Raw genomic sequence first — 18262 nt, forward strand, 5'->3', positions numbered from 1 at the left:
CGGTCAGGCGCCGACGCAGGAGGTGAGGGTGATAGTCGATCGGATCGGCGCCTCGCCGGGAGCGATCGACTGCGTGGCGACGATCGGGGCCTCCGCGGAGCCCTTGCAGTTCGGATCCTCCGCGACCTCGACGGTGAGACCGAGCTCCGGCGACTCCAACTGGCGCTTGGCCGCGTCGAGCGTGTAGCCGGTGACGTCGGGGAGCACGACGCGACCCGTGGCCACGACCAGGTTCACGACGGTGCCCTTGGCGACCTCCGTGCCGGCCTGCTGATCCGCCGTCAGAACGGTGCCGGCCGCCGTGTCGGGGTCGTTGCGCGGGGTGATCGCGCCGAGGACGAGACCGGAGTTCTCCAGGGCGCCCTTGGCGGCGTCCTGCGACAGGCCGATGATCGTCGGGATCACGCTGGTCTCCCGGCCGCGGGAGACGAGCACCCGCACCTCCTGCTGCGGGCTGAGCGAGGAGCCGGCGACGGGATCGGTGGAGATGACGTTGCCGGCGGGCACATCGGCGTCGGGCTGATCGTCGCGGAACGCGAGGAGATCCTCGTCGGCCAGGGCCTCGCTCGCCCGCTCGAACGTCATGCCCGACACGTCGGGCACGATGCGCGCGTTGGCGGGCACGCCGCCGGCCGGCCGGATCGTGACGACCCAGAACAGCACCGACACCAGGAGCACGGCCAGGATGGCCACGCCGGCCCAGATCCACGCGACCGGAGGGCCGGTCTGCGTGCGCTTCATGGTCGTGTCGGTGCTGAGCTGGCGTAGCGAGCGCGCCGTCTCGGCGGCCTGCCGCGGGTTCGGGCCGTAGAGCTCGCTGGTGAGTGCGCCGAGCTGACGCTTGGACGGCACGCGGCCGTCGATGGTCGCATCCAGCGCCTCGCGGAAGGTCGCAGCATCCTGATATCGCTGGAAGGGATCTTTCGCCAGCGCGCGCAGGGCGACCGCGTCGAGGCCCCGCGACACCGTCGAGACGAGCTCCGACGGCGAGACCGGCGCCTCGCTGACGTGCTGGTAGGCGACGGCGACGGGCGACTCGCCGCGGAAGGGCGGCCGGCCGGCGAGCAGCTCGTAGAGCACGACGCCCGTGGAGTAGAGGTCGGCGCGCGCGTCGACCGGCTCGCCCTTGGCCTGCTCGGGGGAGAAGTACGCGGCGGTGCCGATGATGGCGGTGGTCTCGGCGACGGTCGAGGAGGAGTCGGAGACGGCGCGGGCGATGCCGAAGTCCATCACCTTCACCTGCCCGGCGTCGGTGACCATGACGTTGCCCGGCTTGATGTCGCGGTGCACGACGCCCGCGCGGTGGGAGTACTCGAGAGCCTCGAGGATGCCGTCGACGTAGCGGACGGTGTCATCGACCGGCACCGGGCCCGCGCTGATGATGTCTTTGAGGAGACGCCCGTGGACGAGCTCCATCACGATGTAGGGGATCGGACGGGCGATGCCGTCGGGGCCGACCTCGCTGTCCTCGCCGGCGTCGTAGACGCGGACGATCGTGGGGTGCGCCATGCGGGACGCCGCCTGCGCCTCGAGGCGGAACCGCGTGCGGAACGAGTTGTCGTTCGCGAGGTCGTGCTTGAGGATCTTGATGGCCACCTGGCGGCCGAGCGTGAGGTCGTAGCCGCGGTACACGGTGGCCATGCCGCCGCGTCCGATGACCTCGTCGACGCGGTAGCGCCCCGAAAGCACGCGCGGCTCAGCTGTCACGGTTTCCCCCTGCATGGAACAGCTCCCAGCCTAACCGACGGCCCACCCGGCCCCCTACGGAACCGGGTGGCGCACGGTCAGGGTGTCGGTGCCGCCGACGGCGTGGTGGGGGTGGCCGCGGTGATCGAGCGCTCCGCATTCGGGGACGCGTCGGTCACCCGGTCGCCGCCCGTTCCGCCGGTGCAGGTCACGGTGTACGTGACGATCAGCGCCTGGTTCTCGACGTTGCTCACGACGATCTCGCCGGAGCGGTCGTTCGTGCCGAACGCGGCCTCGGACGACCCGTTCACGGCGAACGTGCCGTTGGTGACGCGGAAGTTGTACGAGCTGACGGTGCCGGTGCCGGACGGGCACTGGTAGCCGCCCCAGGTGACCTGGACGGTGGAACCCGCCAGGACCTTGTCGGGCAGCGTGGCCGCCGTCGGCGGCGTGAGCGGCACCTGGTCCTGGTAGTACGTCAGCTTCAGCTCGCGGTCCTTCGGGACGTTGCCCTGCGGCTCGATCGAGTAGACGGTGTTGACGGCCTCGGCGTTGGGTGCGGCATCCCCGGCGGCGCAGGTGACCGTGGCCATGCCGGCCTGAAGCGCCGTCGCCCGCGCGTCCTCGCAGGACGCGCCCATGAGATTCAGCGCGGTGATGTCGACCGTGTTGGCGGTCTGCGTCGGGATCGGCGACGGCGAGCTGGGCTTGGGCGTGGGCGGTTCGCTCGTGGGCGCCGCGCTCGTGGGGCCGGCGTCGGGCTGCTGGTTGGAGACGAGCGCGAAGACCGTGCCGCCGATCACCAGCAGGAGCAGCACGATCAGGGCGATCAGCGGCCACGTCCAGGGGCTGCGCTTCTTCCGCTGCGGCTCCTCGTCGACGGGGAGGAGCGCCGGTGCCGCGGCACCGGCCGGAAGGAGCCGGGTCGCCTCGGAGGTGGCGGTGGGAGACAGCAGGCGCGTCACGTCGTCCTGAGTGGTCGCTCCCGCTCCCGCGATCGCGGGGATGGCGGCGGCGGCCGCCGCGACGTCGCCGCGGCGCAGCGCGGATGCCGCGCGGGCGACGGCGGCGGAGGAGGACGGCCGGTCCTCCGGCTTCTTGGCGATCATCGCCATGACGAGGTTCTGCACCGGGGCGGCGACCGTCGGCGGGAGCGGCGGCGGCTGCTCGTTGATCTGGGCCATCGCGATCGCGACCTGCGACTCGCCGGTGAAGGGGCGCTTGCCCGCCAGGCACTCGTACGCGACGATGCCGAGCGAGTAGGTGTCGGTGGCCGGCGATGCGGGGTGACCGGAGGCCTGCTCGGGCGAGAGGTACTGGACCGTGCCCATGACCTGGCCCGTGGCCGTCAGCGGCACCTGGTCGGCGATGCGCGCGATGCCGAAGTCGGTGATCTTGACGCGGCCGTCGGGGGTGATCAGCAGGTTGCCCGGCTTGATGTCGCGGTGCACGAGGCCCGCGGCGTGGGCCGCCTGCAGGGCGGCCGCCGTCTGCGCGACGATGTCGAGCGTCTTGTCGGTCGACAGCGAGCCGTCGCGCTCGATGATCGTCGAGAGCGCCTCACCGGGCACGAGCTCCATCACGAGGAACGCCGAGCCGGCCTCCTCGCCGTAGTCGAAGACGCTGGCGATGCCCTCGTGGTTCACGAGCGCGGCGTGGCGGGCCTCGGCGCGGAAGCGCTCGAGGAAGCCGGGATCGCCCATGTACTCGTCTTTGAGGATCTTGATGGCGACCGTGCGGCCGATGACGTGGTCGGTGGCCTCCCACACCTCGCCCATGCCGCCGATGGCGATCCTCGAGTCGAGCTCGTAGCGTCCGCCGAAAGTCACTCCCTGTGTCGGTCTCATCGTCCCAGCACCGCCTCCATGACCTTCTTCGCGATGGGCGCCGCGATCTCGTCGCCGCTGCCCGATTGGTTCTGCCCGCCGCCGTTCTCCACGACCACGGCGACGGCCACCTGCGGATCCTCCGCCGGGGCGAACCCGGTGAACCACAGACTGTAGGGCCTGTCGCCGTTCTCGGCGGTGCCCGTCTTACCGGCGACGTCGACGCCGTCTATTCTTGCATTCGACGCCGCGCCGTCACTGACATTGGCCACCATCATGGCGACCATCTCCGACGCGAGGTCCTCGTCCAGGGCACGCCCGAACTCCGAATCCTCGAACGTCTGCTGCACCGAGAGGTCGGGTGCGATCACCCTGTCCACCATGCGGGGGTTCATGACGACTCCTTCATTGGCGATTCCTGCGGACACCATCGCCATCTGCAGCGGTGTCGCCGTGACCTGACCCTGACCGAATCCGGAGAGCGCCGTCTGGGGGTCGTCCAGCGACGCCGGGTAGCTCGACGGGGTCGAGGTCAGCGGCAGCTGGAACGACGTGTTGAAGCCGTACTTCTGGGCCTCGTCGCGGACGGCCTTGTCGCCGAGGGCCACGGCCAGCTCGGCCATCGGGATGTTGCAGCTGAGCCGCAGGGCGTCGGCGATCGTCACCGTGTCGCCCGGCCCGCAGGTGCCGCCCGAGGCGTTGCTGACGGTGCGGCTCGACTGCGGCAGCTGGTAGATGCCGGGGTTGGGCAGCGTCGACTGGGGCGTGTAGTCGCCCGAGGCGAGCGCCGCCGACGCGACCACGAGCTTGAACGTCGATCCCGGCGGGTTCAGATCGCCGCCGATGGCGCGATTGAAGAGCGGATGCGACAGGTCGTCCTCGAGCTCCTGGTACGTCGCGTTCACCTGGTCGGCGCTGTGCGTCGCGAGGGCGTTCGTGTCGTAGCTCGGACTCGTCGCCATCGCCAGGATGCGACCGGTCGACGGCTCGATGGCCACGACCGCGCCCTGCATGTCGCCGAGCGCGTCGAAGGCCGCCTGCTGGACGCCGGCGTCGAGGGTCAGCTCGACGTTCGAGCCGCGCGGCGGCTGGCCGGTGAAGAGGCGCTCGACCCGCGTCAGGAACTGCGCGCCGCCCGTGCCCGAGAGCACGCCGTTGAGGGCGAGCTCGATGCCGGTGGCCGAGCCCAGCGCGGGGTTCGTGTAGCCCGTGACCGGCGCCCACACCGCGGGGTTCTCGTAGACGCGCTGCCAGCTGTAGATGTCGTCGGAGGGGACGGACGAGGCGATGGCGGCGCCGCTGGCCACGATCGACCCGCGCTGCACCTGGTAGCTGTCGTAGAGCGCGCGCTTGTTCGCCGGGTTCTGCTGGAGGGCGTCGGCCTGCACGACCTGGATCACGCTCGTCGAGACGAAGAGGGCGACGAACATGAGCAGCATCACGATGCTGAGGCGCCGGAGTTCCTTGGTCATGTCAGCCGATCACCACCCGGGGTCGGCTGCGCACGACGTCGGAGATGCGCAGGAGGAAGGCCACGATGATCCAGTTGGCCACGAGTGACGAGCCGCCCGCGGCCAGGAACGGCGTCGTCAGACCGGTCAGGGGGATGAGGCGCGTGACGCCGCCGACCATGATGAAGACCTGCAGGGCGATCGTGAACGACAGCCCCGTCGCCAGCAGCTTGCCGAAGTCGTCCTGACCGGCGAGGCCGATGCGGACGCCGCGGCTCGCGAAGACCATGTACAGGCAGAGGATCGCGAAGACGCCGATGAGGCCGATCTCCTCGCCGAGGGCGGGGAGGATGTAGTCGCTCTCGGCGACCGGCGTGAGGTACGGCCGTCCCTGGCCGAGACCCGTGCCGATGAGGCCGCCCTGGGCGAGACCGAAGATGCCCTGGACGAGCTGGTAGCTCGGCCCGTCCATGCGGTCGGGGTTGAACGCGTCCAGCCAGTTGTCGAAGCGCGCGCCGACATACGGCAGCACGCGTGACGCGAGGAAGGCGCCGGCCGCCGCGAGCACGACGCCGATGACGACCCAGCTGGTCTTGCCGGTCGCGACATAGAGCATCGCCACGAACATGCCGAAGATGAGCAGGCCGGTGCCGAGGTCGCGCTGCAGCACGATGATGCCGAGCGACACGAGCCACAGCACGAGCAGGGGGCCGAGCTCACGCGCGCGCGGCCAGGTCATGCCGAGGAAGCGCGTGCCGACGGACGACAGGCTCTCGCGCGTGCGGACGAGATAGCCGGCGAAGAAGATGGCCAGCGCGATCTTGGCGAGCTCGCCGGGCTGGAACGAGAAGAAGCCCAGCGACACCCACACGTCGGCGTTCGCGTCGGTGCCGAGGCCCGGAACGAACGGCAGCAGGAGCAGCCCGACGCCGATGAAGCCCGACACGTAGGTGTAGCGGAACAGCACGCGGTAGTTGCGCATCGCCACCACGACGATGATGGCCGCGACCACCGCGATGCCGGCCCAGGCCAGCTGCCGCGTGGAGAACGCGTTCCACCCGTGACGCCCGCCCGCGACATCCAATCGGTAGATCATCGCGATGCCGAGTCCGGTGAGCAGCGTGGCGATCGGGACGACGAACGAGTCGGCGTCGCGAGCCCGCAGGCGCAGCACGATGTGCAGGGCGATCACCAGCGCGGCCAGTCCGCCGCAGTAGATGAGGAACTTGGGGTCGATGACGCCCGCGGCGCCGAGCTGCACGAGAGCGACGGCCGAGGCGGTGATGACGAGGGCGAACACGAGCAGGCCGAGTTCGCGGTTGCGCTGGGTCTGCGGGCCGCGGATGCGGCGCAGCGCACGGACGACGGCGGTGTCGGTCGACACCTGTCCGGTCGAGGTCGCGGTCATCACTGTCCTCCTGAGGCGGTGTCGCGGAGGCGGTCGACGATGCTCCGCGCGTCGTCGAGGGACTGTGCGGTGATGGTGCCCTCCACGGTGCCGCGGGTGAAGGACGGCAGGTCCTCGAGGTCGATGCCGGTGTCTTCGTAGATCGACGACAGCGCGATCGGGCCGAGGTTCTGCTGCACGCCGCGGTAGATGGCCACGGTGCCGCGGTCGGCGCCGACGAAGAACCGCGTCTGGGTCCACTGGTAGGCGACGACCAGCCCCCCGATGAGGAGCGCGATGACGACGACGAGGCCGACGATCCAGCCGATCCGCCGGCGACGGGCGCGGCGGCGGTCCTCCTCGATGAGCTCCTCGAGGAACTCGGCGGCGGGCTCGAAGTGAGTCGGCTCGTTGGCGGCCTGACGGTTCGGGTGCAGCCAGTTGCCGCGACCCGAGCGGGCGGCCGGCACCTCGATGCCCGTGGGGTTGGAGGCGGAGCCGACGATCGTGGGCGTGCCCGAGAAGAGCGGATGCTGCCCCCCGACGTCGACGATGACGATGGTGACGTTGTCGGGGGCACCGGCATCCAGAGCCTGGCGCAGAAGCGTGTCGGCGGTGCGACCGGGTGCGAGACCCTGCGCGAGCGCCTTGGCCGTGTGCGGGTCGTCGACGACGCCCGACAGCCCGTCGGAGCAGAGCAGCCAGCGGTCGCCGGGCTGCGTCGGCATGATGAACGTGTCGACCTCGGGGTCGGGGTCCATGTCGCCGAGCACGCGCATGAGCACCGAGCGGCGCGGGTGGTAGCGGGCCTCCTCCGGCGTGATGCGGCCGGAGTCGACGAGGCGCTGCACGAAGGTGTGGTCCGTCGTGATCTGCGTGAGGGCGTCGTCGCGGTAGAGGTAGACGCGGGAGTCGCCGATGTGGGCGAGCACCGCGAAGCCGTCGACCATGATGAGGGCGCTGACGGTCGTGCCCATGCCCGCGAGCTCGGGGCGCACCGCCACGGTGTCGATGAGCTCGGTCGCGACGTCGCCGATCGCGTCCCTCAGCGCCGACTCCGCCTGGGCGGTGGAGCCGTAGGTGACGTCCAGGCTCTGCAGGCGTCCGATGGCGATGGAGGAGGCGACGTCGCCGCCGGCGTGGCCGCCCATGCCGTCGGCGACGGCGAACAGGTTCGATCCGGAGTACCCGGAGTCCTGGTTGTTGGAGCGCACCTTGCCGGTGTGCGAGATCGCGGCGCTCGAGCCCTGGAAGACCATGAGGAGGAGGTCGCCGCTACTTCCGCAGCTCGAAGGTCGTGGCGCCGACCTTGATGGGTGCGCCGACGGTCACCGGCACGGGCGAGGCGACGCGGGCGCCGTCGTGCCAGGTGCCGTTCGTGGAGTCGAGGTCCTGCACCATCCACTGGTCGCCCCACAGCACGAGGCGCGCGTGATGGCTCGAGGTGTAGTCGTCGCGGATGACCAGGCCCGACTCGCTCGAGCGCCCGATGGTGAGCGGCTCGGTGCCCAGCGGCAGCTCGAGCCCCGCCTTCGGTCCGCTGGTGATGACGATGCGCGACACGGTCGAGGTCGTCGCCATGCCGCCCTTGGCCTCGGACCGGGGGGCCTTCGCGGCGGCGACGGGCGCCACCGGTGCGGTCGCGCCGGCGCCCTTCGCGGCGGCAGGGGCGGGAGCGGCGGCGGCGGGCTCCGGCATCCGCCGCACCTTCACGCCGAACAGGTCGGCGCGGAGCGAGTAGACGACGGCGAAGACGAACGCCCACAGCACCACGAGGAAGCCGATGCGCAGGAGGAGGAGGGTGAGTTCGCTCATGACCGGAACCCTCCGTCGCGCATGTCGTAGGCGCGGGTGGCGTCGGCGGGCGAGGTGGTCGGCCGTGGCGGCGTGGCCTGGGCGATCACCCGGAAGACGATGTCGGTGCGGCCGATGGTGACGGTCGAATCCGGCTCGAGCGGCGCCTCGGTCACCTTGCGCCCGTTGAGCTGCGTGCCGTTGGTGGAGTTCATGTCGCGCACCATGGCGCGCTCGCCGTCCCAGAGGATCTCGACGTGGCGGCGGCTCGTACCGGGGTCGGGGATCGTGATGTCCGCGTCGCTGCCGCGGCCGATCACGGTGCGCGACGCGGAGAGCGGATGACGCGCGCCGTCGATGTCGACGACGCCGCGCCACGCGACGCGGCCCTGCGCGGTCTCGGACTCGACCCGCAGCGTGCCGGTCGAGAGCGCGTCGTCGCGGGTGAGGGCGATGCTCACCGGACCGGCGAAGGAGTACCCCTGCGCCCGGGCGTGCTTCTGCACGAGCGCGTCGAGCTCGTCGCCGAGCGCCGGGCCGATGGTGCGCATCTTCTCGTCGTCGGCGGGGGAGAGGCGCACCGTGAACGTGTTGGGCGCGAGGATGCGGTCGCGACTGACGACGGCGGCCTTCTTGTCGAGCTCGCTGCGCAGCGCGGAGGCGATCTCGACAGGCTGGATGCCGCTGCGGAAGGTCTTCGCGAACGCGCTGTTGACGGCGCGCTCGAGTCCCTTCTCGAAGCTGTCAAGTAGTCCCACGGGGCTCCTCAGGCAGGCGAAACAGTGCGGTGGTGCTCATCATCTCCGCTGCACAGCCGTTCCTCCGGCTCACATCGGTTCGAGCGCTCAGGGGTCTGGGCGTCCTGTGCAGTGTAGCCAGGCCCACGGGGACTTTCCTGGAGGCTGTCGCTCTCCCGGCTGCCCGGGCCCGCGGCATCCGGCGGGCATCGGGGGCGTCGAGAGGGCGCGGAGTGCGTGATATCCTCGGGAAGTTGAGTTCGGCGGTGCCCGCATCACCGACTCGCGCGAGTGGCGGAATAGGCAGACGCGCTGGCTTCAGGTGCCAGTGTCCGAAAGGACGTGGGGGTTCAACTCCCCCCTCGCGCACCACCGTGAAAGGCCCCCGGGAGACCGGGGGCCTTTCGCATGCCCGGCGGCGGCGCCGTCGGCCGCTCAGTCGCTGACGTCGATGCCGCGGTCTGCGGCGAGCAGCGGTGCCAGCTGGGCCAGCTGCGAGGAGGAGATGGTCGCTCCGCGCAGGGCGTTCAGTCCGGCGATGTCGCTCAGGTCCGCTCCGCGCAGGTCGACGTGCTGAAGGGTCGACTGCTCCACGAGGAGGCGCCCGATCCGCGTGCCCGGCGCGGCGAAGCGGGTGATCTTCGACTGGCCGACGTCGAGTTCGTCGATCATGCAGTCGGTGAAGGCGACGTCCTGCAGGCTCGACCCGCGCAGATTGACGAAGCCGAGGCGGCAGTTCCGGAAGTGCACCCCGTTCCACGACGATTCGTACGCCTCGATCGATCCGGAACGGGAGGCGTCGACCTCGACGTCGCGCCACGTCCCGCGGGCCGTGGTCCAGATCGGCGCGTCGATGCCGGCCATCGCCAGCTCGGAGAGGTGCGCGTACCGCAGGCCGAGCGTCGACGCGCGCAGGGCGCTCACGCGGCAGGCGGTCAGCTCGGCGCTCTCCAGATCCACCGCGTCGACCGAGATGTCGGTGAACGACCGGCCTTCGAGGGACGCGCGCGGGCGGAGTTCGTCGCTGCGCCCGGGGGTGAGATCGTCGAGGACGAGCGGGTCGAACGATGGCGCGGTGAGGGTGGGACGCTTCGGCATGGGGCTCCTGAATGGCTGCGGGCCGGCACGGGGGAACGAGCCTAGCCAGCCGCGGTCCGAGCTGCGGGCGTCGGGGTCGCGCCGTGCTCGTCTGACGCTCCGTGCGGGAACGCTGCAGAGGTGTCGACGATTCGCGTCAGGTGAGCTTCACCGGAACGCGGCGGTGGCGACCGCGGCGGCGGTGCTAGTTGAACAGGCGACGCCAGACGTTCGTGTCGGCCAGGTCGAGGAGCTCATCGCCGCGGCCGGAGAAGACGGTCCGCAGCGCGTAGAGGGCGAAGCCCTTCGCCTGCGCCACGGTGATCGACGGAGGGATGGTCAGCTCCTGACGGGCGACCACGACGTCGATGAGCGCCGGCCCCGGCTCGTCGAACGCGCGCTTCAGCGTGGCGGCGAGATCACTCGCCTTCTCCACGCGATAGCCCGCGATGCCCGACGCCTGCGCGATGGCCGCGAAGTCGGTCTCCACCAGATCCGTGCCGTAGGTGACGGTGCCGGCGGCCTTCATCTCCAGCTCGACGAAGTTCAGGGACGAGTTGTTGAAGACGACGACCTTCACGGGCAGGTCGTTCTGGCGGATCGAGAGCAGCTCGCCCATCAGCATCGAGATCCCGCCGTCGCCGGCCAGCGCGATCACCTGGCGGTCCGGTGCGGCGGCCTGGGCGCCCAGAGCGTGGGGCACGGCGTTGGCCATCGACCCGTGGCTGAAGGAGCCGATGAGCCGCCGATCGGGGGTCATCCTCAGATAGCGGGCCGCCCACATCACCGGGGAGCCGACATCCGCGGTGTAGATCGCGTCCTCGGCGGAGAGCTCGTCGACGAGCTTCGCGACGTACTGCGGATGGATGGGCGACCGGCCGTCGTCGTTCGCCAGCTCGTCGAGCTGATGCCGTGTGGAGCGATAGTGCTTCAGGCTGTCCTTCAGGTGCGCGTCCGAACGCCCTGCTCGCACGAGCGGCGCGAGCGCCCGGGCCGTCTCGCCGACGTCGCCGACCAGGCCGAGGTCGATGGGCGTGCGGCGACCGAGCTGCTCGCCGCGGACGTCGACCTGGATGACCGTCGCCTTCTCGGGGTAGAACTCGCGGTACGGGAAGTCGGAGCCGAGAATCAGGAGGGCGTCGCAGCGCTCCATCGCCCGGTAGCCCGACGCGAAGCCCAGCAGGCCGGTCATCCCGACATCGAAGGGGTTGTCGTACTCGATGTGCTCCTTGCCGCGGAAGGCGTGCACGATCGGCGCCTGCAGGGCCTCGGCGAGGGCCATCACCTCGTCGTGCGAACCGGCGACGCCGGCCCCGGCGAGGATCGTGACGCTGCCCGCGTCGTTGAGCAGGCCGGCCGCCGCGGCGAGTTCGTCCTCGCTCGGCAGGACGCGCGGGCGGGTTGCCCGGATCGGCGCCGAGGGCCGGCGCTTCGGGGCATCGCGGTGGAAGATGTCGCCGGGCACGACGACGACGGCCACACCGTTCTTCTCGACGGCGGTGCGCATCGCGGTCTCGAGCACCCAGGGGAGCTGCGCGGGGTCGCCGACCAGCTCGACGTAGTCGCTGCACTCGCGGAAGAGCTCCTGCGGGTGGGTCTCCTGGAAGTAGCTGCTCCCGATCTCCGCGCTCGGGATGTGCGAGGCGATGGCCAGGACCGGCACGCGGCTCCGCTGCGCGTCGAAGAGGCCGTTGATGAAGTGCAGGTTGCCCGGACCGCAGCTGCCCGCGACGACGGCGAGCTCGCCGGTGACATGCGCCTCGCCCGCGGCGGCGAACGCCGCCGCCTCCTCGTGGCGGACGTGCCTCCACTCGAGCTCGCCGGAGCGGCGGATCGCGTCGGTGAAGCCGTTCAGCGAGTCCCCGGGCAGTCCCCACACGCGCGTCACCCCCGCGCGCACCAGGGTGTGGACGAAGAGATCGGCGACGTTCTGACCCATGCGACCACCGTACGTCCGACGGGCGGCCGATCCCCTCGACGATTGTCGAGGTTCGGGAACCGCGTCGCGCACGGATCCCGGAACGCCGGCACTCCGGATGCCGCGGCTCAGGGCTGCAGGCGCTCCAGGCTCCAGGGCTCATCCGCACCGGGGGTGCGGAAGAAGACGAGCCGGTCGTGCAGCCGCGACGTGCGGCCCTGCCAGAACTCGACGCGGAACGGCCGCACGCGGAAGCCGCCCCAGCGCTCGGGCCGGGGCACGTCGGAGCCCTCGGGATACTGCTGCTCGAGCTGCGCCACGCGTTCTTCGAGGTCCACACGGGAGCCGATGGGCCGGGACTGCTCGCTCGCCGTCCCCGCCACCCGGGAGCCGTGCGGCCGCGAGTACCAGTAGGCGTCGGACTCGGCGTCGTCGACGGGTGCGACCTCGCCGGTCACGATCACTTGACGATGAAGGCTGTACCAGGGGAAGAGCAGCGTGGCGATCGGGTGTGCGGCCAGGGCTCGGCCTTTGCGCGATGACTGGTCGGTGTAGAAGACGAAGCCCGTGTCGTCCACACCCCGCAGCAGCACGGTGCGGCTCGAGGGGACGCCGTCCTCGCCGATCGTGCCGAGCACCATGGCGTTCGGCTCGTAGACATCGCGATCGGCCGCCTCGACGAGCCACGCTTCGAACTGGACGACGGGATCGGCCGCGATGCCGGCCTCTTCGAGGCGCTCCGCTCCGTAGTCGGTGTGGCGGGAGAGGGCGTCGCGGGGATCGGTCACACGATGACCCTAAACCGCTCCTGCGCGGCCGGGCCCGCCGTTAGCCTGGTGCGCGGCAGACGGAGAAGAAGCAGAGGAGAAGTGTCATGCGGCAGCTCATCGTGACGGGATTCATGTCGACGGACGGGGTCATGCAGGGACCCGGCGGCGACGAGGGGTGGCGCAACGACGGCTGGACCTTCAAGGCCGTCGACTTCGACCCGAGCGCGTACGAGATCAAGGGGCGCGAGCAGGGGGAGGCGACGGCGCTGCTGCTCGGGCGCCGCAGCTACGAGCTCTTCGCGCCCGTGTGGCCGGGCATGGTCGACGACTTCGCCGGCTACAACGCGATGCCGCGCTACGTGGTCTCGCGCACGCTGGAGACGGACGACGACCGCTGGCCCGCGACCGTGCTGCGCTCGCTGGACGACGTCCGCGCGCTCAAGGAGACCGAGGGCGGCCCTATCCTCGTGCAGGGCAGCGCCGAGCTCGGAGCCGCTCTCGCGGACGCCGATCTCGTCGACCGCTACCACCTGCTGGTCTTCCCCGTGCTGCTGGGTGCGGGCAAGCGCTTCTTCAGCACCGCCGACCGCGACTGGGTCAGGCTGTCGCTGGTGGAGCACGCGGTGTATCCGAACGGCGTCCAGAAGCAGGTGTTCGACGTCATCCGCTGACCCGGACGGGCGGCCGCTCGCTACGGTGGTGCCGTGCGGACGATGATCGTGATGGCCGGGCGGCTGCTCCTCGCGCACGGCCCCGCCCTCCTCGCGTGGTACCTGGCCGGCACCCTCGGGCGCTATCTCGGCATCCAGCTCGCCGGCTACGTGGGCGGGTACACGGCGCTCGGCGGCATCCTTCTCCTCCCGCTCGCGATCCTGGCGAAGCTGGTCAGCCTCGTCGCGATGTTCCTGGTGCTGAGAGACGGGATGCCGCGGCTCGGCGTCATCGCACCGCCGCCCGCCGACGGGCGGGCGCGTCGGGAGGCCTTCCGCGACGCGCTGCTGTCGGCCACGCTGCCGTTCATCGCCGTCTACGCGGTGCTCGGCTTCCTCGTCGAGGACGTCGCCTCCTATCTGAGCGTCGCGCTCGCCGTGAAGGTGGATCGCGACACGATCGGCATCCTCACCGGCACGGACGTGGACACGTCGGGCGCCGTGGCCGACCTCACGTGGGAGCCGTGGACGATCGGCGTCGTCGCCCTGGCGTTCGCCGGCCGCTGGGCCTGGAAGCGCTGGCAGGCGCAGCTGCCGCGCTGGACGTCGGTCGGCGCGACCTACCTCGAGGGACTCTGGGTGTTCCTCTCGGTGTACTTCATCGGCGAGGCGCTGGGTCAGGTGTCGGCGTGGGTCGACTCCCGCCAGGCGATCGCGTGGCTGGGCGAGGCGCGCGCGTGGGTGGGCGGCTGGTTCGCCCCGCTCGGCTGGACCTGGGACGCGGTGCTCTGGCTGATCGGTCAGGCCGGAGTCGTCCTGCTGGTGCCGCTCGCATGGCTGACCATCGCCGGCGTCGTCTACGGCCAGGCCGTCGTGCCGCAGGGCGTGCGTCTGCGCGGCGAACTGGTCACCCGGGCGCGGACACGGTACTCCAGCGTGCCGGCGCGCCTGCGTCGTCGCCTCACCGACATCGGCGCGGGGATGGGCGCGCGGTTCCGTCCGATCTGGCGGGCGATCGTGCTCATGTGGCGCGGCGGTCCCGTGCTCATCGGCGGCTACGTGCTGCTGTACGTCATCCTCCTGCTCGCCGGCCAGGTGCTGCGCATCGGGGTCACGCGCGTGGTCGGCCCTCAGGATTTCGAGACGTTCTGGCTCGTGGCCGGCACGCCGCTGTTGCTGATCGTGCCGCTCGTGATCGAGCCCCTGCGCACGGTGCTGATCGCCAGCGCCTACGACTCCACGATCGGGGCCCTCATCGGCGCTCCGGTGGTCGAGTCGGGGCATGAGGAGTCAGGGCACGATGACGCCGAGTCGCAGGAAGCCCGGCAGCTCGTCAGCGAGCGCGAAGTCGAGGCCGAGCGGGCCGCTGACACTGTCGGGCAGGAGGTAGGGGACCTCGATGGTGAACGGAGCGGTCGAGTCTGACGGGCACACCGTCGGGTTCCGGTAGTCCCAGTCCACGTCGCCGAGCGCGTTCTGCCAGCGCCGCTGCATGCCGTCGGGCTCACGGAGCGCGGGCACGTCGCACCCCAGCATCTTCCCGTGCGGGTCGACCGGCACCTCCACGACCAGGAGGCGACCATCGGCCGGCAGGTCGTCGTCCGGTCCGGGGGCCTGCGACCGCACGACCGCCGGGCCCCACGTGCCTCCCGCATACTCGACGGTGTCTCCCGCGGCGACGGTCGTCGCGAACACGGGCTGCGCCTGATTCATCTGCCACCACTCGACGCCGGAGATGGTGAGCCCCGTGACGGGCAGCAGCACCGCGACGGCCCCGATCGCGAGCGCATTGCGCCGCCACCACGCCCGCGTCATCGCGCCCACTCCGTCTTCCGGAGCTCCACATCGGTGCCGCGATCGAGTGCCGCCAGATCGACCGGCACGCGCACGACCGAGTCGAGCCGCGTCTCCTCGGAGAGGCCGAGCTCGATGACCCCCGAGCGCTGCGCGACGTCGGCCGGGATCTCGAAGGCGATGCTGCCCGACCTCGGCAGTCCCACGCTCAGACCCGTTCGGAAGATCGAGGGCGGCCGTTCGCTCGCGCGGTAGCGCACGCCGTCGACGATGAGATCGGCGTGCCCCAGCAGCGAGCCCTGCTCATCGAGCAGCGCCTGCGCCGTGACGTCCGCGACCACCCACGTGCCTTCGGCGCTCCAGCCGCCGGCCTCGGCGCGGTCACCGAGGCGCACGTCGGTCACGGAGGCTTGAAAGGCTCGTCCGGAGAGGGGGGAACCCAGCGCTCCGGGCACCTCGAACGGGGTCACCGCTGCGTCGTCGGACGGCGTGATCTGGATGACCGCCCAGGCCGCGACGACCAGCGCCAGACCGATCGTCCACACCAGCCACGGCTTCATCCGTCGCCGCCGTCCTGGGCGGAGGCGTCGGCTCCGGTGCCCACGTCCGTGACGTCGACCGCCAGCCGCGCGGCGGCGACCGGGCTGTCCCACCACTGCCCGTAGGTGACCAGCTGCCCGGTGCTGAGACTCATGTCACGGAGTACGACGTGGAGCTCCTCGCCGTCGGACACCGAATCGGCGTCGACCGCCCAGGTCAGGACGAGCTCCGCGGGCACGCCGGGCTGGAGGTAGGGGGAGTTCGTCGCGTCGTCGAGCCGGGCGACGGCGTCCGCCGGCACGTCGCCGAGCTCGTCGATGCGGACGGAGCCGATGACGCCTTCCCTGCCGCTCGGGCCGCTCGACGCGGCGAGGGCGCGATCCCACTCGTTCTCGACGGTCAGCACGACCGCCAGCACCCGCTGGCCTGCCTCGACGGAGACACCCGCGTCGCTCAGCTCGTCGATCAGCACCGCGCGCTCGACGGTGAGGGAGAACTGGTCGTTGCGGTGCGTCTCACCGGCGCGCAGCTCGGGGAGCGGGGGAGCGGCGACCGCCGAGAGTCCGCCGAAGGCCGCCGTCACGCCGAGGAAGCAGGCGGTGAGGATGCCGGCGAACCACCCGGTGGGCACGCGATCGGCCCAGGCGACGAGCCGTGTCCGAGCGCCCGCCGGACGGGGATCGGGGGCGCCGGAGCCGTCGTCCGCCGGACCGGCGGGGGCAGGGGGCGGTGCGCTCACGGCCACATCCTAGGGCGGCGGCGAGGCGCCGAGCACCGCGCGACGCGCGCGGCGGCGAGGGCGTCGCTCAGTTGCCGTCGAGCGTCGGCAGCAGCGCGAAGACGATCTCCTCCACGTTTCTCCCCACGCCGGGGGCGTAGGCGTCGTTGCGCGAGATCTCGGCGAACCCCGCACGCCGGAGCGCGGCGACGGAGGCCGTGTTGAGCGCCGCCGCGCGGGCGTAGAGGGGGCGCTCCGGTTCGAGCGCGATGAGGAGCTCGATCACGGCGGTGGCGACACCGCGGCCCCACGCGTGGCGCGCGATCCAGTAGGTGATCTCCCGGTCGCCGTCGACCGAGAAGGTGCCGGCCGTGCCGGCGAAGCCGCCGTCCTCGGTGACCACCTGCACGCGCGCCGACGGGTTCGCGCGGTTCCGTGCCATCCAGGCGTCGAAGCTCGCCCGGTCGTCGGGGTCCTTCGCCGTGAAGGCCGCTCGCGCGATGCCCTCCGGATCCCGCATCATCTCGAAGACGGCGTCGAGGTCGTCGTCGGCGATGTCGCGCAGTTCGATGTGGCCCACGTGCCCACGCTACCGATCACCCGCGACAGGCAGAACCCGTTCCTCCGGTCGGCCGGGATTCAGGATGCCGGATCCGGCACGTCCGCGCGGACGTACATGCCCAGCAGCACCTGCTCCGCCGCGACGGCATCGCGGATCTTCACCGCGTCGCGCAGCTCCGCGAAGCGATCCGCGAGAGCGGGGGTCGCGGAATCCGGGGTCTTCTGCTGGAGGTTCCGCTGCAGGGTGAGGCCCGCCTCCCGCATGACGGCGGCGAAGATGCCGTTGCGTGAGGCCCGGATGACCTGCTGGTAGAAGACGACCTGGGCGCCGAGCGTGGCCATCGCGTCACCGGACCGAGCTGCCGCCTCGAGGGCCTCCGCCAAGCCGATGAGCGTGCCGTGCGTCTCGTCGTCGCATCGCGAGAGGGCGAGGTGCAGTGCGTCGCCCACGATGAGCGCCATGAACTCGCGGGTCTCGTCGAACGCCGTCGCGGGGGGAGCGGTCACGCGGGTCCAGCGGTTGGCGGAGACCTCCACGAGCCCCATCCGCTCCAGTCGCTGCAGCGCCTCGCGGATCGGCGTGCGCGAGACGCCGAGCATCTGGGCGAGCTCGACGTCGCGCAGTCGATCGCCCGGGCGGAGCCTGCCCTCGAGGATCGCCTTTCCGAGCACGCGGAAGACCTCGTCGCCCAGGACTGCGCCTCGGGTGTCGAGCGGTTCGAAGGAAGTGTCCATGCTCATCGGCGTGGGAATTCTATGGCGCCATCGACGGATAGCCGTGAGGGGGCGCGCTGTACACCGATATATCACTAGAATCATGCTGTCGCGCTCAGCGTGACCTATCCGGGGGGATACATCGGCGCCCGGGTCCGTGCGCTCTGCCGGGCCCGGGCGTCGACTTGTTCCGGCAGCCTCGGTCCGGCCCGCGGCGCCGCGCGTCGTGCAACGGTTTCGTCACATCAGCCGCCGGACGGTGCGCTCGGCGGGCAGGGTCATTAGCGTGAAGGTCATCCGCGCGCCAGGTGCGGATACTCAGCAGAACGGCACGGAATGAGCACGCAGGGCACGGTCAAGTGGTTCAACTCGGAGAAGGGCTTCGGCTTCATCGCTCCCGATGACGGCAGCGCGGACGTCTTCGCCCACTACAGCGCCATCGCGGCGAGCGGCTACCGCTCGCTCGAGGAGAATCAGCGCGTGGAGTTCGACGTCGCACAGGGTCCCAAGGGCCTGCAGGCGGAGAACATCCAACCCCTCTGAACCACGCGAGCGGCGGTGCCAGGACCTCGTCCCGGCACCGCCGCTTTCTCGTGCCCGCGTGCAGCTCCGGGCGACACGCGGCCGCCCAGACCCCGC

At 71.1% G+C, this 18262-nt stretch carries 17 protein-coding genes and 1 tRNA gene; 4 read left to right on the forward strand and 14 right to left on the reverse strand.

Features of this window, described 5'->3' with window-relative positions:
* Window positions 1-3 precede the first annotated feature (3 nt).
* The 7 genes from pknB to CVS47_RS00120 all read right to left on the reverse strand — a co-directional run bounded on the left by pknB (window position 4) and on the right by CVS47_RS00120 (window position 8902).
* Window positions 4-1722 (reverse strand): Stk1 family PASTA domain-containing Ser/Thr kinase, encoded by a 1719-nt coding sequence (pknB, locus tag CVS47_RS00090; protein ID WP_206502682.1) that lies wholly within the window; start codon window positions 1720-1722, stop codon window positions 4-6.
* A gap of 62 nt (window positions 1723-1784) precedes the next feature.
* Window positions 1785-3533 carry a serine/threonine-protein kinase gene (locus tag CVS47_RS00095; RefSeq protein ID WP_127094261.1) on the reverse strand — a complete coding sequence of 583 codons (1749 nt, stop codon included), beginning with the start codon at window positions 3531-3533 and terminating at the stop codon, window positions 1785-1787.
* Complete coding sequence (locus tag CVS47_RS00100; RefSeq protein WP_127094262.1) at window positions 3530-4984, reverse strand: peptidoglycan D,D-transpeptidase FtsI family protein; 1455 nt, start codon at window positions 4982-4984, stop codon at window positions 3530-3532. The genes CVS47_RS00095 and CVS47_RS00100 overlap by 4 nt, the downstream gene beginning before the upstream one ends.
* Window position 4985: 1 nt before the next feature.
* Complete coding sequence (locus CVS47_RS00105; protein WP_127094263.1) at window positions 4986-6371, reverse strand: FtsW/RodA/SpoVE family cell cycle protein; 1386 nt, start codon at window positions 6369-6371, stop codon at window positions 4986-4988.
* Complete coding sequence (locus CVS47_RS00110; protein WP_127094264.1) at window positions 6371-7609, reverse strand: PP2C family protein-serine/threonine phosphatase; 1239 nt, start codon at window positions 7607-7609, stop codon at window positions 6371-6373. Before CVS47_RS00110 ends, CVS47_RS00105 begins: the two co-directional genes overlap by 1 nt.
* A gap of 16 nt (window positions 7610-7625) precedes the next feature.
* Window positions 7626-8165 (reverse strand): FHA domain-containing protein FhaB/FipA, encoded by a 540-nt coding sequence (locus CVS47_RS00115; RefSeq protein WP_127094265.1) that lies wholly within the window; start codon window positions 8163-8165, stop codon window positions 7626-7628.
* The gene (locus tag CVS47_RS00120; protein ID WP_127094266.1) at window positions 8162-8902 is read right to left on the reverse strand and encodes an FhaA domain-containing protein; all 741 of its coding nucleotides are present in this window, start codon (window positions 8900-8902) and stop codon (window positions 8162-8164) included. Before CVS47_RS00120 ends, CVS47_RS00115 begins: the two co-directional genes overlap by 4 nt.
* 264 nt (window positions 8903-9166) lie before the next feature.
* Here CVS47_RS00120 and CVS47_RS00125 point away from each other — a divergent pair.
* Window positions 9167-9253: transfer RNA gene (locus tag CVS47_RS00125), tRNA-Leu, on the forward strand.
* A gap of 63 nt (window positions 9254-9316) precedes the next feature.
* Here CVS47_RS00125 and CVS47_RS16700 read toward each other — a convergent pair.
* From CVS47_RS16700 to pdxH, 3 genes are all read right to left on the reverse strand, one after another.
* Window positions 9317-9979 (reverse strand): pentapeptide repeat-containing protein, encoded by a 663-nt coding sequence (locus tag CVS47_RS16700; RefSeq protein WP_164734567.1) that lies wholly within the window; start codon window positions 9977-9979, stop codon window positions 9317-9319.
* 184 nt (window positions 9980-10163) lie between these two features.
* Entirely contained in the window at window positions 10164-11897 is a 1734-nt protein-coding gene (gene poxB / locus CVS47_RS00135; protein WP_127094267.1) for a ubiquinone-dependent pyruvate dehydrogenase, read from the reverse strand.
* Between the two features lie 107 nt (window positions 11898-12004).
* Window positions 12005-12664 (reverse strand): pyridoxamine 5'-phosphate oxidase, encoded by a 660-nt coding sequence (gene pdxH / locus CVS47_RS00140; RefSeq protein WP_127094268.1) that lies wholly within the window; start codon window positions 12662-12664, stop codon window positions 12005-12007.
* A gap of 86 nt (window positions 12665-12750) precedes the next feature.
* Here pdxH and CVS47_RS00145 point away from each other — a divergent pair, with 86 nt between their 5' ends.
* A complete protein-coding gene (locus CVS47_RS00145) occupies window positions 12751-13317 on the forward strand; it encodes a dihydrofolate reductase family protein (RefSeq protein WP_127094269.1) in 567 nt (188 codons plus the stop codon).
* Window positions 13318-13359: 42 nt separating this feature from the next.
* A complete protein-coding gene (locus CVS47_RS00150; protein WP_241240373.1) occupies window positions 13360-14721 on the forward strand; it encodes a hypothetical protein in 1362 nt (453 codons plus the stop codon).
* 386 nt (window positions 14722-15107) lie between these two features.
* Here CVS47_RS00150 and CVS47_RS00155 read toward each other — a convergent pair whose 3' ends face one another.
* The 4 genes from CVS47_RS00155 to CVS47_RS00170 all read right to left on the reverse strand — a co-directional run bounded on the left by CVS47_RS00155 (window position 15108) and on the right by CVS47_RS00170 (window position 17650).
* Window positions 15108-15650 carry a hypothetical protein gene (locus tag CVS47_RS00155; RefSeq protein WP_127094270.1) on the reverse strand — a complete coding sequence of 181 codons (543 nt, stop codon included), beginning with the start codon at window positions 15648-15650 and terminating at the stop codon, window positions 15108-15110.
* On the reverse strand, window positions 15647-16369 hold the full coding sequence (locus CVS47_RS00160) for a hypothetical protein (protein ID WP_241240216.1): 723 nt from the start codon (window positions 16367-16369) through the stop codon (window positions 15647-15649). Before CVS47_RS00160 ends, CVS47_RS00155 begins: the two co-directional genes overlap by 4 nt.
* Before the next feature lie 67 nt (window positions 16370-16436).
* Window positions 16437-16928, reverse strand: a complete 492-nt coding sequence (locus CVS47_RS00165) for a GNAT family N-acetyltransferase (protein ID WP_127094271.1) — start codon at window positions 16926-16928, stop codon at window positions 16437-16439.
* A 59-nt stretch (window positions 16929-16987) separates the two neighbouring features.
* The gene (locus CVS47_RS00170) at window positions 16988-17650 is read right to left on the reverse strand and encodes a GntR family transcriptional regulator (protein ID WP_164734568.1); all 663 of its coding nucleotides are present in this window, start codon (window positions 17648-17650) and stop codon (window positions 16988-16990) included.
* A 309-nt stretch (window positions 17651-17959) separates the two neighbouring features.
* Here CVS47_RS00170 and CVS47_RS00175 point away from each other — a divergent pair, with 309 nt between their 5' ends.
* Window positions 17960-18166: a cold-shock protein gene (locus tag CVS47_RS00175; RefSeq protein ID WP_127094273.1), complete on the forward strand. Its 207-nt coding sequence runs from the start codon at window positions 17960-17962 to the stop codon at window positions 18164-18166.
* Window positions 18167-18262: the final 96 nt, after the last annotated feature.

This window comes from Microbacterium lemovicicum (genome assembly GCF_003991875.1).
Classification (GTDB): Bacteria; Actinomycetota; Actinomycetes; order Actinomycetales; family Microbacteriaceae; genus Microbacterium; species Microbacterium lemovicicum.

What these genes read in the sequence shown, in the direction of transcription:
- pknB (WP_206502682.1), bottom strand. Translation starts at nt 1,722, where the DNA reads ATGCAGGGGGAAACCGTGACAGCTGAGCCGCGCGTGCTTTCGGGGCGC.
- CVS47_RS00095 (WP_127094261.1), bottom strand. Translation starts at nt 3,533, where the DNA reads ATGAGACCGACACAGGGAGTGACTTTCGGCGGACGCTACGAGCTCGAC.
- CVS47_RS00100 (WP_127094262.1), bottom strand. Translation starts at nt 4,984, where the DNA reads ATGACCAAGGAACTCCGGCGCCTCAGCATCGTGATGCTGCTCATGTTC.
- CVS47_RS00105 (WP_127094263.1), bottom strand. Translation starts at nt 6,371, where the DNA reads ATGACCGCGACCTCGACCGGACAGGTGTCGACCGACACCGCCGTCGTC.
- CVS47_RS00110 (WP_127094264.1), bottom strand. Translation starts at nt 7,609, where the DNA reads ATGGTCTTCCAGGGCTCGAGCGCCGCGATCTCGCACACCGGCAAGGTG.
- CVS47_RS00115 (WP_127094265.1), bottom strand. Translation starts at nt 8,165, where the DNA reads ATGAGCGAACTCACCCTCCTCCTCCTGCGCATCGGCTTCCTCGTGGTG.
- CVS47_RS16700 (WP_164734567.1), bottom strand. Translation starts at nt 9,979, where the DNA reads ATGCCGAAGCGTCCCACCCTCACCGCGCCATCGTTCGACCCGCTCGTC.
- poxB (WP_127094267.1), bottom strand. Translation starts at nt 11,897, where the DNA reads ATGGGTCAGAACGTCGCCGATCTCTTCGTCCACACCCTGGTGCGCGCG.
- CVS47_RS00145 (WP_127094269.1), top strand. Translation starts at nt 12,751, where the DNA reads ATGCGGCAGCTCATCGTGACGGGATTCATGTCGACGGACGGGGTCATG.
- CVS47_RS00150 (WP_241240373.1), top strand. Translation starts at nt 13,360, where the DNA reads ATGATCGTGATGGCCGGGCGGCTGCTCCTCGCGCACGGCCCCGCCCTC.
- CVS47_RS00155 (WP_127094270.1), bottom strand. Translation starts at nt 15,650, where the DNA reads ATGAAGCCGTGGCTGGTGTGGACGATCGGTCTGGCGCTGGTCGTCGCG.
- CVS47_RS00170 (WP_164734568.1), bottom strand. Translation starts at nt 17,650, where the DNA reads ATGAGCATGGACACTTCCTTCGAACCGCTCGACACCCGAGGCGCAGTC.
- CVS47_RS00175 (WP_127094273.1), top strand. Translation starts at nt 17,960, where the DNA reads ATGAGCACGCAGGGCACGGTCAAGTGGTTCAACTCGGAGAAGGGCTTC.